The 15,008-nt window shown below is 42.0% G+C and carries 16 protein-coding genes; 7 read left to right on the top strand and 9 right to left on the bottom strand.

From position 1 onward, the window contains the following. Positions 1–17: 17 nt before the first annotated feature. Genes KG631_RS01170 through KG631_RS01160 form a run of 3 tightly spaced genes read right to left on the bottom strand, consistent with a single transcriptional unit; the run spans position 18 to position 2,146 of the window. On the bottom strand, positions 18–620 hold the full coding sequence (locus tag KG631_RS01170; RefSeq protein WP_213994849.1) for a DUF938 domain-containing protein: 603 nt from the start codon (positions 618–620) through the stop codon (positions 18–20). A gap of 7 nt (positions 621–627) precedes the next feature. After that, entirely contained in the window at positions 628–1,362 is a 735-nt protein-coding gene (locus tag KG631_RS01165) for an outer membrane beta-barrel protein (RefSeq protein ID WP_213994848.1), read from the bottom strand. Positions 1,363–1,414: 52 nt separating this feature from the next. Next, complete coding sequence (locus KG631_RS01160; protein ID WP_213994847.1) at positions 1,415–2,146, bottom strand: SGNH/GDSL hydrolase family protein; 732 nt, start codon at positions 2,144–2,146, stop codon at positions 1,415–1,417. 185 nt (positions 2,147–2,331) lie between these two features. Here KG631_RS01160 and KG631_RS01155 point away from each other — a divergent pair, with 185 nt between their 5' ends. The 3 genes from KG631_RS01155 (at position 2,332) to KG631_RS01145 (ending at position 6,537) form a co-directional block, all read left to right on the top strand. Further along, positions 2,332–3,723, top strand: coding sequence for an MFS transporter (locus tag KG631_RS01155; protein ID WP_365868044.1), 1,392 nt, complete (start codon positions 2,332–2,334; stop codon positions 3,721–3,723). Between the two features lie 376 nt (positions 3,724–4,099). Then, the gene (locus tag KG631_RS01150) at positions 4,100–4,915 is read left to right on the top strand and encodes an OST-HTH/LOTUS domain-containing protein (protein ID WP_213994845.1); all 816 of its coding nucleotides are present in this window, start codon (positions 4,100–4,102) and stop codon (positions 4,913–4,915) included. A 347-nt stretch (positions 4,916–5,262) separates the two neighbouring features. Beyond that, positions 5,263–6,537 (top strand): hypothetical protein, encoded by a 1,275-nt coding sequence (locus KG631_RS01145; protein ID WP_213994844.1) that lies wholly within the window; start codon positions 5,263–5,265, stop codon positions 6,535–6,537. A gap of 462 nt (positions 6,538–6,999) precedes the next feature. Here KG631_RS01145 and KG631_RS01140 read toward each other — a convergent pair whose 3' ends face one another. Beyond that, positions 7,000–7,575, bottom strand: coding sequence for a hypothetical protein (locus KG631_RS01140; protein ID WP_213994843.1), 576 nt, complete (start codon positions 7,573–7,575; stop codon positions 7,000–7,002). After that, positions 7,568–8,170 (bottom strand): AHH domain-containing protein, encoded by a 603-nt coding sequence (locus KG631_RS19135; protein ID WP_213994842.1) that lies wholly within the window; start codon positions 8,168–8,170, stop codon positions 7,568–7,570. Before KG631_RS19135 ends, KG631_RS01140 begins: the two co-directional genes overlap by 8 nt. A gap of 122 nt (positions 8,171–8,292) precedes the next feature. Between KG631_RS19135 and KG631_RS01130 the strand changes: the two genes are divergently transcribed. The 4 genes from KG631_RS01130 to KG631_RS01115 all read left to right on the top strand — a co-directional run bounded on the left by KG631_RS01130 (position 8,293) and on the right by KG631_RS01115 (position 11,697). Then, on the top strand, positions 8,293–8,862 hold the full coding sequence (locus KG631_RS01130; RefSeq protein ID WP_213994841.1) for a hypothetical protein: 570 nt from the start codon (positions 8,293–8,295) through the stop codon (positions 8,860–8,862). Positions 8,863–9,222: 360 nt separating this feature from the next. Continuing rightward, positions 9,223–9,918 carry an SOS response-associated peptidase family protein gene (locus KG631_RS01125; RefSeq protein WP_213994840.1) on the top strand — a complete coding sequence of 232 codons (696 nt, stop codon included), beginning with the start codon at positions 9,223–9,225 and terminating at the stop codon, positions 9,916–9,918. A 368-nt stretch (positions 9,919–10,286) separates the two neighbouring features. Continuing rightward, positions 10,287–10,739: an ABZJ_00895 family protein gene (locus tag KG631_RS01120; RefSeq protein ID WP_213994839.1), complete on the top strand. Its 453-nt coding sequence runs from the start codon at positions 10,287–10,289 to the stop codon at positions 10,737–10,739. A gap of 64 nt (positions 10,740–10,803) precedes the next feature. After that, positions 10,804–11,697 (top strand): HEPN domain-containing protein, encoded by an 894-nt coding sequence (locus tag KG631_RS01115; RefSeq protein ID WP_213994838.1) that lies wholly within the window; start codon positions 10,804–10,806, stop codon positions 11,695–11,697. Positions 11,698–11,817: 120 nt separating this feature from the next. On the opposite strand, the gene KG631_RS01110 is transcribed toward KG631_RS01115, so the two are convergent. From KG631_RS01110 to KG631_RS01095, 4 genes are all read right to left on the bottom strand, one after another. Further along, on the bottom strand, positions 11,818–12,033 hold the full coding sequence (locus tag KG631_RS01110; RefSeq protein ID WP_213994837.1) for a hypothetical protein: 216 nt from the start codon (positions 12,031–12,033) through the stop codon (positions 11,818–11,820). 99 nt (positions 12,034–12,132) lie between these two features. Then, positions 12,133–12,351 (bottom strand): hypothetical protein, encoded by a 219-nt coding sequence (locus tag KG631_RS01105; protein WP_213994836.1) that lies wholly within the window; start codon positions 12,349–12,351, stop codon positions 12,133–12,135. Next, positions 12,348–14,090 (bottom strand): hypothetical protein, encoded by a 1,743-nt coding sequence (locus KG631_RS01100; RefSeq protein ID WP_213994835.1) that lies wholly within the window; start codon positions 14,088–14,090, stop codon positions 12,348–12,350. The genes KG631_RS01105 and KG631_RS01100 overlap by 4 nt, the downstream gene beginning before the upstream one ends. After that, positions 14,087–15,007: a TniB family NTP-binding protein gene (locus tag KG631_RS01095; RefSeq protein ID WP_213994834.1), complete on the bottom strand. Its 921-nt coding sequence runs from the start codon at positions 15,005–15,007 to the stop codon at positions 14,087–14,089. Before KG631_RS01095 ends, KG631_RS01100 begins: the two co-directional genes overlap by 4 nt. Position 15,008 lies beyond the last annotated feature (1 nt).

Genomic DNA, 15,008 nt, shown 5'->3' with positions numbered 1-15,008 from the left:
TTTTTACTTAGAGATATTTATTTAGTAAACCATAGCAAACGATTATTGGCCGGCATAGTGCAGTCCTGTTGCAACCTAAAACCCTGTTGCTGCGCTAATGCCTGCACCTGTTCAATATCGCGAATTCCCATCAACGGATCGCGACTTTTCAGCGATGCATCAAAAGCCGCATTGCTTGCACTGCTGAACTGACCATTATAGTTAAAAGGCCCATATATACAGAGCGCAGCGCTGGCTTGTGTTAGTTCGCTCAGGCGACTAAAGAATTTCTGCACTACCGGCCAGGGCATAATATGTAACGTGTTAGCCGTAAATAGGCCATCTGCCGACGTCAAAGGTGCTGGATCAGCACAGATATCGAGCGGTAAAGGCAGGGGCAGGTTGGCTAAACCTGCCCGGCGGATCCGTTCTGTCAAACCAGCTAAATAGACTGGCTGATCAGATGCCTGCCAGCATAAGTGCGGCAAATTTTCGGCAAAATGCACCGCATGCTGGCCAGTACCACTACCGACTTCAAGTACCCAGTTACAGCCGGCAAAAGCCTGCTGCAGCACAGTTAAAATAGGTGTTTTGTTGTTTTCACAAGCCTGAGAAAACGGTAAGTCAGATGTGGTGTTCATTATATTCTCAGAAGTTAACTACTACACCAGCGCCAAGCAGTGATACATCGCTATCAAACAGATAGCTGGCATAAAGGTCAAACATTGGGTTAAGCCGCGCCCGAGCCGATAGATCACCATAAGTACTGGAATCAGAGCTATTGATATATTTTAGTGCTGCTGCTAACTCCAGACGAGAAGTAACTCGATAGCGAAAACCGGCACCAGCTTGAAAGTCATTATTGCGCTCTTTTTCGAAGCCATCAACACCTGCAATTGAACGACTTAGCCCCCCCTCAAAAAAGGCATCAATGTTAGTGGTAGCTGCCTGACGCAAGCCCAAACTTAAGGTTAACTCTGATGTGTCTAATGTCATACCAAGAATATCGTCTAATATAATATCATTTGAAAGATCGCTATAAGAGCCTCGGATATACAGCGTATCAGACAACAGATAACTAGCATTAAGTTGATAACCATCGGGTTTCATTGTGTAGTCATCAGCAATCTTAATATTAGCTTTTGCATAACCGGCGCTAACGTAGTTCCAGCTGATATCCGGGCTGGCCGCATTGGCAGAAAAGCCGGTAAAAAGTAGAGTAGCGTATACCAGCTTTGGTAAAACGTGTTTCATAAAAGCTCCAATGTGATAAAAAGAAGAGTTAGTTAGCAGAAAAAAGTCGGCCGCCAGTCTAACAGACTTATGACTATTAGTTCCTGAAACCATAGCAAAATGCTGTACGGATTTTAATGTATAAGCCATTTAAAAATAAACCAATAACGTTTTTGTGAAATGATGTGAAAGCCTGGCAGTCTTATTTGGGTTGTTCAATAAGCTCAAAAGCATCAAAAACCAGCTGAGCCCAAATTTTACAACCTGTCTCAGAGGGATGAAAACCATCTTCAGCAAGCATATCGGCCCTTACAGCCAGGTTGCTATACACCAGCTTAGCTTTAGGCCAGTTGTTGAGTTCACTGGCCAGAGCCTGATTCAGCATAGCGGCCTTTAAACCTAACCAGTAATTAAGCGGCGAGGGCAAGGCTGTGAAATGCTGCATTGGCGGTACAGCGCTAAACAATACGTAAGGATCAGTAAAATCGGTAGCTAGTCTGCTTAACAGGGCTCTTATCTGCCGCTGAAATTCAACCTTATTACGATGCGCTGTCACATCGTTAACGCCAATCGACACCACCACCAGATCCAGCTGGTATACAGCGTTGCTATGCGAGTACAGCTGTTGCAATAAGTTGTTTAAGCCAGCACAATCGATGCCTGTTTTCGCAGCAAGCTGCCAGTTTACCTGATATCGCTTTGCCAATAACTCGACTAATCGCCCGGCAAAAGCCCGTTGCTGCTGCGCAATGCCAACACCAGCTGCAGCTGAATCACCACATATCAGTAAGCGCAGCGGCTCGCCGCGACCCTGCATACCACTGCGCCGCCCGGCAGCTTCAGGCAAGCGCAATGCTAATTTGCGTACCCGCTTACCTTGCCATATCAATAGCGGCCAGCAGAGCAGGGTTAAAAGTAGCCATTTTATGGTCATCAGTTAGGATTTAAGCCTTAACATTCTGCTCCATCAAAGTATAGTAATCACCATATCATGTATTTTGATTTTAGGATAAATGACGTTTTATTTTAACTACAATCGATATTTATCCATGTACTTAAACTGTTTCGTGGGTATGATCTAAAACTAATCTTGTCATAAGGATTTTTCCTCTTTTGCCAGTGCCAGAAAATCCCAGTAATAACGCTGCGGTCGCCAAATTCGCTTTAATTATTGTCTGTCTGGGCTCCATTATTGGGCCTCTCGGAATGGCTTCTGTAAATATCGCGATTCCAGATTTGGCAGCTGATTTACAGGCAAATGCCAAGATGGTCTCGTGGCTACCGACACTATTTATCTTAAGCAGTGTAATCTTCATGCTGCCTGCTGGAAAATTAGCAGACAACTATGGAAGAAAGCGTATCTATACTTACGGCCTGGCCTTAAACGCCTTCTCTTCTTTTATGTGTGGACTTGGCTCCAGCATTGAGTGGATCCTGTTTTGGCGATTCGTACAAGGAGCCGCAGCGTCGATGATATTTGGTACTGGTGTTGCAATCATTACATCAGTTACTCCTTCTAACAAAAGGGGGGCAGCTTTAGGGATCACTGCAGCATGTATTTATGTTGGATTGACCATTGCGCCAGCAGTTGGCGGCTGGCTCACGGAATTATGGGGCTGGCGCTCGGTGTTTTTCTTTCAGGTACCGATCGTTCTTGCACTTCTACTGTTGATTAAAATGCGCCTCACCGGTGAATGGAAGAATGACGAGAAAACTAAATACGATTGGTGGGGAACTGGTATTTTTGCATTGTTCTCTGCAACCTTAGTTTACGGTTTGAGCATATTACCCAACAATGTAGGATGGGTGATGCTAGGACTATCGGCTATCAGTTTAGCGCTGTTCATCTTGCATCAGAGTCGAAGTCATCGGCCGCTTATTCGGGTAAAAATGTTTCGCGAGAGTAGAGTGTTCTCTATGTCATTGACTACGTCACTGTTGATGTATGCCAGTAATTTTCCACTGGTTTTTCTGATGAGTTTATATTTGCAATATGTAAAAGGCCTGAGTCCTTCTCATGCTGGGCAGGTTTTATTGGTTCAGGCTTTCTCGATGGCTATAATGGCCCCGTTGTCTGGCAAGCTAGCCGACAGATTCCAGCCAAGGCTGGTAGCTACTTTGGGTTGTGTGATTGTTGCTTGCGGATTACTGGTATTGAGTTTTATGAACACAGCAAGCAGTGTGGCTTATATTGCCAGTTCGCTGCTACTGGTTGGTATCGGATTTGGCTTATTTTCTACGCCTAACAACAACGCCATTATGGGAAGCGCTAAGCCTCAAGAGGTAGGGGTGGCTTCTGCTTCGATGAATCTTGCACGAACGATAGGTAATCTTTTAGGAATGAGTCTGGTAAACCTTATGGTGCATTACTATTTAGGTAACGCACAATTTACTCCAGAGCAAAACCCCGCACTTATTAAGACGGTCAATATGGCACTCAATATGTCTCTTACATTTGTTGTAATAGCCTGTGGAATATCGGTTTTGCGAGGTAAGTCGAGAGCAGCGTAATCTATTTTACTTATTTCAGTGCGAGAAAAAATGGTAAATACATTCTAGCGTTAGAAATGAATCCCTTATGGAATAAGGGTTTTGGGACAAAAAATTCAAATAAGAAAATATCACTTTTTAATTAAACGTTAGAAAAAACTCTCAATTTCAAATAACGGTTAGAATTTTTAAACAGAACCGCAAAGATCGTCTGTAGTAATCGCGTTCGAATGTGCGTAGATCAAGATTGCGGCTTGCTGTTGTGTTCTTACAATACGCTTTGTTCCTCCAAAACTCAATAAGTGACTCAGTTTGCCCCATATCTTAAATACCTCATTTATTTTATAGTTCATGCTTTGTGCCGCATGAAAAAGATCCTACGAACGGAGTGGTTAAGTTGGTCGACATCTCAGTCAATGACGTCTTGCAAAAGATAGGCAGAAATATGCTGCTCTTCCAACAGCTAGAATACTTGCTCAAGCATATCGTACTGAACGGAAATATCTCCGGTTATGTCGGAGATTTCCACGCCAAGAGAGCAAAGCAAGTTGCTACTGTTAGCACGCAGACCTTGGGCAAGCTTGTAAGTCAGTACATTGACGATATACATGCATCACCAGAAACGGAAGATGAAGAGTTCGATGATAATGACGAAGCGCACATTTCATTCAAATTTAGAATAAAAAGTGATTCAGCCCACTTTGAAACTAAGAGAGCAGCGTTGTCTAGATTGGTTAATGAACGCAATGAACTGGTTCATCATCTGTTGCCTCATTTTATACCCAGCTCGCCTGATAGTTGCCAAGAAATAGCCCGGAAACTCGACGCGCAAAGTGAAACAGTACGACAGGAAATTAAAAATTTAAGTGAGATCGTAAATTCTCTTGATGAAGGTAAAAAACAATTGCTTGCCTTTCTCAACTCTGAAGACGGTAAGAGTCATTTAGAATTGCAGTTTATAAAAGGCAGCAGGTTAGTCGTTTTACTTCGTGAAATTTCAGAGCAAGTGCAACGGGATGACGGCTGGACCTTATTGAGTATTGCTGGTCAATTAGTAAAACAGCATGTTCCAGAGGAAATTTCTCGTTTAAAGCCAAATTACGGACATAAAACTCTGAAAAGCCTCATCGTAGCATCGGAGGTGTTTGATGTTCGGGAGGAGCATACTCAAAACGGTGGGGTGAGAGTGTTGTATAGGTCGAAAGAGACCTGACGGTTTTGAACACAAACCATATAAATATTTAATATCTCGGCTGGGGCAGCTATGTTACTTTGCTACTGGGCCGCACTTTGGTTCGACGTGCTGCGACAGATGCTTATAGTCAATAAAAACTGTTACAGAACGGATATTTAAATTATATAATCGGCGTTTAAAGGCTGTAAATCTATATGATAAGACGATGAACTTAAGCACTTAGATTGTCCCGAATGCCAAAATCAAGTGTTATTTAAGAAAATCTTATATACCGCGTCTGATAGGTACTCAAACTTTGACGTTTTAAAATGAAGCTCGGTTACAGCAACAATTAAAATTAATTATTTAATAAATAGGAACCATCAATGTATAAGACAGGTATTTTTTCAGGGGTAATATTTCTCTCAGTTGCCTTATCTTCTCAGGCGCAAACCTCATTCTATTCGCAACCGGAACCTATTCAAAAGGCAATAAACGACAACAGTGCACTTGTCTTTAACGCAATTGGTGTTTCACCTTTTCAAATTAACGATGTTGCATACGATGATCGCACCCAAGAGTACTTTTTTAAGCGCCACGATCAAAGAGCTGCGCAACTTTTTGAAGCGGGTTTGATTGATGAAGATGGTCTGGTGAATGCGCTGTCGCACCGGTATCCAGATAAATTCGCGCAATATAAGAAAGAGAAGAACCCACTTCGTGCCAAAATGTTGCTCCGTGACACCCTTACTCCATTAGCAAAAGAGATTGCATCTTCAAGCTTGAAAGTTGCTTTTGAAGAAGAGTATTTATTTTTCGACTTGATCACTGCGCGAGCAGATATCCAAGTATCGTATGAACCTCTTGGGCTTAAAATGAATACATTGGAAATGCTACGCAAAAACTGCGGTGAATCTGACGGAGAATTGCGCTTTTCGCCGGACAGATATGATGTAGGAGGGTTATGGGAAAATTCTCTCAATATCGAATTAGCATTTAAAAACCCTGAAAACTGTGCAGTATTCCTCACTATTCCAGACGAAGAAACTGGCATTAAAATCATCGATGACATGCAGAGTAACAATATTTTACGCCGCGCAGTATTCCGGCTTAATTCCCAGCGTGATGGCACGGAAAAAGATAATTTCAAGACAGTTATAAATGCAGAACTAATTGGTTTTGCAATAGTGAGCATTGATAAAAATAACAAAAAATCATTAATCGCATTCACAACCGTAGACTCAGATGGTCCTGCATCTGTTGAACATAAAACCCATGAAAAAGGGAACGAAACCGATAGAAAAAGTTATACCGCAAATAAGCCACTGAACATTTCCTGTAAAATTGAGGACTACAAGGCGAGAGGATTCTTGATAACTACTGGGTTCAAAGCGAAACAGTATATAGGTAATGTAGATAAAGAAGTGGTTTTAGATCGTATCTCTACAAACGAAACAGCCAATAACGATTATGATATTAAAGTTGCGTCCAGAACGCCTAATATGCTGGTGCTTCACCAAAAAGCAAGTACCGGTAATGTTGTATCAACCTATGTGGTCGATAACGGCTACTTATCTATTGATTTCGACTTACCTACTGGCGTCTCTTTCACAGGTTCTCAAGCCAAAGATGGATTCTGTGAAATTATAAATAAATTATAAGTCTTACCTAATAACCCTCATGGATGACCGGTTTTAGGATAAAAGCCGGTCTCGGGTGTTCCATAAGACACAAACGCTTTCATCGATGCCTACGATCTAGACCATCAGTGTTAGACTTTTCAGCGTTTAGAAAAAGACAGCAGGGCTAATTTCGAAACGGCGTGCCAACAAAATAATGTGCTCTCTTCAACTAGTAAAACAATACACTTCAGAGGAAATTGCTCGTTTAAAGCCTGACACAGGACATAAAACTCTGAAAAGCTTCATCATAGTCTCAGAAGTGTTCGATGTCCGTGAGGAACATTAATGAGCCATTGTCAAAAGATTGTATCGGGCAATAAAGAAAATTTAGATCCTGCTAATCCAAAGATGCACGAGCAGATTAGTCTGACGTGGCCTGCGGCCACGCCGCTGATGCAAGGCGTTTTGCCATTTATAAAGCCGTTGTTAACTCCTGTGTGGCTATAGCTCCTGCTGAAACTCCATCCCTGTTAATCCTAGTTTTTGAACTACGGACATCAGGCTGTTCGGCCTATTAGTACTGTAAATACCGAGGCTTAAACCTTCAACACGAAACAATACACCCTCGGAAATTCGGTCAGCATCTAATACCAGCTTTTTGAAAATTCGACTTGGAGTGCCGTCGCGCTTTATCTTTCGTTCTGACTCAGCTTCATTGAAAACATCCTCTCGTGCCAGTACATGAATGATGTACCAACGTCTTCCATCGACATTAATCGGTAGAAACTCAACGTAATCGGCAATTAAAGGTTTCAGTGTTTCACATGTTTCTGCGGATGCAGCAAAGGCTGTCGCACCAAATGCAGCAATGTCCGGTTGTGGTTTTACTCGCTCATCAGGGTTGTAAAACCAAGTGACGTCCATCGGTGCCCATTTGTCTGCGAGGGGTTTACCATATAGACCAACAGGCTCATCTATCTGCATAATAAGCTCAAGTGCTGATTCTTGCAGCATGGCGTATTGCTCTACGTCCGCAAACACACTAAAAATCTTTGTTTCAGCCATAACTTCAGACATTTGCTATCCTCTTGTGAAGCGGGAAGTCGCCATCTTCCAGCTCCTCTGCAACATCACGCAGTGTTGAGATGATAGCATTACGGCCCATGCCTTCTGCAATCGTCGCTTCAAGAAGGAACTCGACATTGAGAAAATATTTTTCTGTGTGAGTCTTTGAATGTGGTTGTGCATTCGGAAGGTACTCATGCGGGCAATGCCGTTGAAAGCGGGGCAGGAAAACGCCATTACACTCATTATCGATATCAATAGCGTAGGCTGCCAGACGAATTCGTGATTTGGCGGCACGAGGGTGATCCCAAGCAACAATGTGATGCGCTGCCATATTCTCTTGTCGTTGGCGACCGGCAGAAAGCATGTTGTTCGACAGTTTTTCATTATGTTTGCGTGCGTGCATCCAACGGATATGACGGCTGCGCTCTAACGCCTGCTGGTCAATCATGCCACGCTGATAACGCACCGTGTCAATAACGGTATCACGGTAATAAATTGCGTATGCCATGGCCGCTGCCTGACCATACTGTTTATTACCGGTGACGTTGGTGAAATCCTCGGCCATTTCATTTACGGATAGGTATACAGGTTCAGCACTTTTCACATGTTGCTCCTTGCAGAATAAGTCTGACTTAGTCTACATTATGAAAAATATATGTAAATATAGTGATTAAAAATTAACACGGAATGATGTTATTGCAGAACGACCATGGAGGGGTTAAACACATGTCAAAGGTGTATAGGCTAAAACCCTTGGAATACAGCGTTGAAGTCCCACAATTAAGCTTGATTGAGTTCGCCGATATAATTGGTGATGAAGACTTTTCTATTATCAGGCGACAACCTCGTACCAACGAGAGATTGAGCGACCGCTGGACGCCTGTCAGATGTGCACTGGCACCTCAATATAAAAATGTCCGACATGTACCGGACGTATCGTTCTGGGGTTCATACCTACTGTTATCGAAGCGTGCTTATAAAGCGCTGAGTCCTGTACTTGCCAATGAAGGCGAGTTTTTACCTCTGCATGTTGCAAATTTGCCCATGTATTTGTTCGTCTCGCTGCAATTTGCAAAAGAAGATCTCGCTAAAACACATCACAGGTATGAGGAAGGTATTGAATGCGGCCTATCCGAACTGGTTTTTAAGCGGCGCGATGTCGCCAATAAAGCGGTGTTCAAATCTTTGCTTTATGGGTGTCATGCACTTTTTGCCACAGGCAAATTTAAATCTGCATTTGAAGAGCATGACTTTACCGGTGTAACGTTTGATGAGGACTTAGCAGGCATATTCTGAATTCAAATTGCGCTGCCACGAGAACCTATAGTTTGGCGGATTTACTAGTATTCTGCTGGTATCTATGTAATACGTTACTGGCTGCATAGTGGAGCGACTTTACGGTTACAACAGAACTTGTTAAAGACAGCGATGGCAGTTATGTTCTAATTATTCCTGAGGAGTTTGAAGCTGAGTTCAGTGGTGTAAATAAGGTTGATATATGTCGCGAGGGGCAATGTCTGATTATCACGCCGATCCGCTAAAGCTGGTCATCTCTTACTGCTGCTGAACGAGCTGATGGGGATTTTCTAAATTCACGACCGGACGTCATCACCTCAAATAAAGATCCAGAATAACGGGCTATAAAGGAATTGGTGTATGTGCGGCAGACTGAATGTTATCGACGATCCAGATGTGATTGAGTTGTGCGAGGGTCTGCAAATAAGCTTGTTTGCCAATCAGCCCATATTCAGTCGGTTTATTCGCGCCACTCAACCTGTCAGTATCGTTCGTGAGAAACAAGGCGTGCGCCGGATGGATACCGCAATCTGGTGGTTACTACTCGATAAATCGGATACTGGCTTTAAACCCTCAAAGTACACCTCGTTCAACACCCGGTACGACAAACTTAATGTTAAAAACTCAGCGGGTTATAATGCATTTCGGCATAGCCGCTGCGTAATACCGGTTAAAGGATTTGGCGAAACAGAATATGTAAACCGCAAACCTATTCATTACCACGATATGGTCGCCAAGCAGGGTGGTTTATTTATGGGAGGTTTATGTCGTGAGTGGTTTAATTCAGAAACGGGTGAGAGCGCTTTATCCTGCTCAGTGATCACCTTACCGCCTCACCCTAAACTGAAAGACATTCACTCTAAATCGATGCCATTGATATTGCCGCCACAACCTGAACTCCTTAATAGCTGGCTGGATGAGGGTGTTACCAATCCTGTGATGTTTGATGAATTGTTAAAGCTCAGAATACCGGTGAATTTAATTGCTTGGCAAATTGATAAACCCAGTACACATAAATTAATAGCCCCAAAGTTTGAAATCTCGGCTGATATCTAACGACTGGTAGTTAGGCACACTGTTCGACATGAGGCGGTGAAGTCAATTTTAGCTCTACGTTGGCTTAAGCGTCGCCTAACTCGTTTGCCAAGTGCCAACAGAAGACACAAACCCAAGTTTGATTCAGCTTCAATAGTCCGGTAGACAACCGTTTATGTGCTCTGGCCATGCTAACCTCCACTAAAAATCACGTGTATTGTTGTGACTTTTTATCAATGTGTTAAATTTCAAATAGATTTTGTGCATGGTTGGCTTTTCAAGTTATTGATTTTAGGTAAACTCATGGGTATAAATTGGTGTAGGCTTTTGGATAAGCTACGCTACAGCAGCCAATTAGCGATGCGTTACATGTCAGGAGAGTTCGAATAATGAGTCAGGAAGACGTAAATATCAAAAGATACGTTTTTATTTTTAGCGGGTACTACGCTGCATTCATGTGTGTAATAAATGTGTTGTCCCATGGATTTGATATTGATCTTGGTTCCAGTGCAAATATAGCCATACTGATTGGGTCAGGTTATGCCGTAGCTATCAAATTTGTAGTAGAGTTAGGTCGAGCGCCGTCCGCTAAAGAAAGAAGGCTCCTCTCCTTAGGTTGTCTGCTTTCGTCCTTTATAATCTCAGCTTTAGGGGTTCTAATTGTCATCCCAGTGGTATTTGGCTCCGGCGCTTGGGAAGAAATCTCAGAGTTGTTCAAAACTCTTCCACCATTGATATGGATTGCTATAACTTTAGTAATCGGCCTTCTGTACTACTTTGTCTTAACCCTTATCTTCGGTTGGATGGCTAGAAAACATGCAACTAAGACTATAAGCGCATAAAAATGTAAAAAGTTGCAAGCGGGGCAATTTGCTGCTCACACATTATGAAATTAGGGAAAGCCCGATGATCAGTAAAGCGGATATATCTAATAAAGCCAACGTCTATTCTTGGGGAGTCAAAATTGACTTTATAATTAGCAGCCAAGGCGGTTTCTCTGATGTCAACGATGCTAGTTTCTCAATGCTGTGGAATCACGACCTTATTTTGACTTTAGAGCCCAGAACAATCCACCCTCATCTAACTGATTCAGGCTCAAAAGGCTTTCGGCTAATAATTAATGCAACACATACCGCTAGCGAAGCTGAAAATGTAGGAGCAAGAGTTGCTTATTCGTTATTAGACTTCTGTATTCAAATGGGGTGGGGTGTTGAACTTTCGTGGCCTGACTCACCACTCCCTTGCAGAGTAATTGATAGAACAGCAGGCGCAAGAATCACAGCTCAGTGTTTTGCTACCTCAATAAATCACTCTAACGTTTCTGCTTTTGCAATTGCTTTAGAAAAATCATTTTCTCACTATGACCAAATTCCATACTCTTTACTGTTATCTATGGAGTTGTTTGCTGCATCTCACTTTGAGGGTAATCATCGTTCAAAATTGATAATGATCATGAGTTCTCTTGAAGCCTTAGCTACGCAAAACGATATAACTGATCAGCTTGGAACTACCATAAAGGATTTAAAAGCGGTAATTGATAAATCTACCATTCAAGATGATCGCTTAAAGAATTCATTAAGAGGTCAACTAGATGGTTTAAAAAGAGAATCTGTTCGTAGTGCAATCAAAAGGTTGCTTAATGACTGCAATATAGACAAGGATGATATAGATTTTGTTGATAATGCCTACTCAGCTAGAAGTAAAATTGTACATGAAGGAAGAAGGGTTCCCGAGCTAAGTGCCCTAAATAGTAGGCTAGAAAATATAGTCAGATCTGTATACAAACATTTTTCAAGTTGAGGCCTATTATTTGCCCCAATTTTAGGTTCAGAACAAAATTAAACTGACCGCAATTAACTATCAAAGCGGTCTGTCAGGTAATTTTGTAAATAGGATTGAAAAACGCGGGATTGTTCATCGTTAATACAGGTTAATAGCAACAACAAATTCTCCATTTATCCAATGCCCCAAAGCTTTTTTTCCATCTGGCGTGATGCGTTCAATGTACTCCGGGTAATTAGCGCTCTTACCGTAAAGGGTTTGGCCCTGTGAAAGCAGCTCTTGGCATAACTTTCCCGAATTGCTGTCGTGTTCAACCTCTTCGGATAAGGCCAGTACATCAAGTTTATTAGTCATAACTAATTGCCTCTGAGTGTAAATTGTCTTGTTAAAAAGTCTTTCATGCAGTTTTGGTCAACTCTAAAATGAAAAACGCAGTCATATTGTTTCGATAGCTCAGTGCTTTTCTGAGTCAATAGTAAAACGGTAGTCACCGAGTAACACACCAAAAATCAGATAAATACATATAGATTGCCAGAAGCTTAACTTTGGCATTTCGCCGCTAATCCAAACATGTATGCCTGCGTTATAAGCCAGATAGATAATCGTCGCTCCAACAATGGCGTTTACGGCTACTTGAAAAGGGAAGGTCATGACAAAATGTTTTAACTTCATGATGTTTCCTCCAGCTCAAAATAGTCATAACACTCTTCTATACCATTGAAAATGGACTCATTTCTTCGTACAAACCATCTTTTCTCAATTAATCTTTTAGGCATACCATCAAAAATTTTATGTAAATTTCTTGAAATGCAATGGTTTATTTTGGCAAACGAATAGTGCCTTTGCTTTGATGGGCTAAACACCGATATTACAGAAGACTCACTGCATGCAGCCTTTAAGCTGTTTGCAACTTCACTGGGCATTCGCTTGTACAACCATGCAAGTCGACTGATGCTCGCGTAAGAGCGAATAAACTCTTCTGCACAAGCTCTATCAAGCAGACGTGGCCCGGTATTAACATATTTGGCGTAGTACAAGCCAATTTCACTACTTACAAATTGTTCGAGAACATCATCAGGGACAAAAAGAATTTCAGCCAGCTCTGATATTGATAGATGATTGTTCATAACTGGTCGCGATATGAGAAAATCCAACAGTGATTGAATTTGGACATAAATACGACTGCCTTCCTTGCGCTCCTGTATATCTACAGTAGCCTTTATTTCACCGGTCAAAATGCTATACAGAATTTCGCCCTTTGTAAGCGCGTAGGCATTTAAAGCTCGTTCTGAAATATGGTTTAAACATACGTGATGTTCACTCAATCCGTAGTGGTATGGTGGTAAGCGGGCATTAATACGCTTAACAGTTGATTTGAAGCAGAAAATCGCATGGGACATGACACGCGTATTACTAACCGGCACACAGATGTCCATATCGATTAGGCTTCTTAAGGTAATATTATCAAGCCCAAACGTTTTAATTATCTGCCTTCCCGTGCAGTGTTGCTCTAAAGCACTTTCATCACCAATTGCTACCGACAGACGCTTATTAGAAACGATCTTTTGAGAAAACAAAACCATACCATCGAGCCGTGCTTTATCAAGCCCGGTGTACGATAGCCGTAAATTGGGATCACAGTATTCCAGACACTGTGAAATTGTATCTCTCACTCTTTCAATTTTTTCTGACAGAAGTGGGTCCAATAAGTCACAGATACCTATGTGTTTAATATACAGATAATCCCTATATTGAGATGGCGCGAGGCCGTCTGTAACTAAGTTGAAGGCACAATCCATAGCAATCACAACTTCACTGTTGCGCAATTTTTTCCACTCTATAGGTTGAGTTACCAAGTCCCAAGGTCGAATGATTTGCTCTGCTAAGACGGATAATTGCTGAAGAAATCGAACTGGTTCATTCAAGGTTTGTGCAAATTCAAAATAGCCGGTATTTGATGTACAGACCTCAATTGACAGCTGTTCCAGACAATTTGTGCAATCACCTAATAGGCTTGAAGAGATAATACTCTCACATTTTGGGCAATGATCCAGTAATTCAGTGCCATGAACCGTGCAGTGCGTGACGCACGGTAGTTGGTGTAGAGCAAGATGTGGTTTTTGCTCGCTCACACAGGCTGGACAAATACGCAGTTGTGGATGACTGTTGTCATAAAATTTAAAACTTTCGACATCAATGTCTGCCTTGTTAGCAAAAGGGGCAATATGAACTTGAAGCGCCTGAGTGACTGTATTTTTTTCTGAGAACCAGTTTCTAACCGGCGGGTGCCCACAAGCTTTTAAAAGTTCATCAGATGAGGCCCAACCATGAGAAAGCGCTATATCCTCGCAGTAATGAAAGGCTGATTCCTCCTCACGGGGAAGCCTGAAAGTTGATGAAGGATTGTTCATGCTGCATCCTTAGCGACTTTTGAGTAATCCTTAATATTCAATTCTGTCTGTAGCGCTTCAATACTTGCGGTAAAGGGATTCACTTTAGTTATACGGACTTGCGAAACCAAAGATTTATATGAGTGCGCTAGAGTTTTGAGTGCAACCGGTTTAATATTCTCAGGGGAGGTAAGAAAGCCAGTAGCATTATCGAGCAAGTTTACAAATAGTCGCAAATCGCCATTTGTTGCAGCATAAAGCCGAAGACAAAGCTCATATTCATCGAAGCCTAAAATGTTTAAGGAGTGCGCCTTAAAGAAGGCTGACATGAACTTTCTTGTGATTGCTTGCTTTTTTTGATCCGAAAAACCCATGTAATTAATACGAATTATAAATGGATAGCGAGAGGCTGCCTGCTCGTTTTTTTTCGCGAGATTGCTAACTCCGCTGGTGCCGACGAATATGCACGCGATGTTAAATTTATCTGAAATGAGTTTGATGTCATCTAAGGTGTGCCGAACAACTTTATCACTGCGTTTTTCAATTAATTGTTGAAATTCGTCAAAAATGAGGACCTTGACCTGTTTAAGTACAAGCTGCTTATAAAGGCGCTCCCGCAGACTTTGCTGAGTTCCTGTAAACGGACTATGATCACCAATTGCGGCAAGGATTTCTGAGTAATAATCTTTTGTGCCGGGGTTATTGGGTGACTTGATCATATAGATTGGTGCAGGCAAACCAGCTTGCTCATATCGTTGATTGATTGAAATCTGTTCGCGTTCGCAGGTCGTTGTCTTACCAACTCCTGTCGGTCCCTCAATGATCAAGCCACTTGGTGATTTTCGTCTTGTTGACAGTAGACAGTATTCAAGCTTTTCTCTAATCACTTTAGTAATATGAGAATTGATGTATTTTTCTTCATTAAATAGAGTTTGCATA

The sequence above is a fragment of the Arsukibacterium sp. genome (genome assembly GCF_018402695.1).
Lineage (GTDB): Bacteria > Pseudomonadota > Gammaproteobacteria > Enterobacterales > Alteromonadaceae > Alishewanella.
The sequence above is the reverse complement of the archived record's forward strand: the minus strand, read 5'-3'. Positions and strand labels throughout refer to the sequence as shown.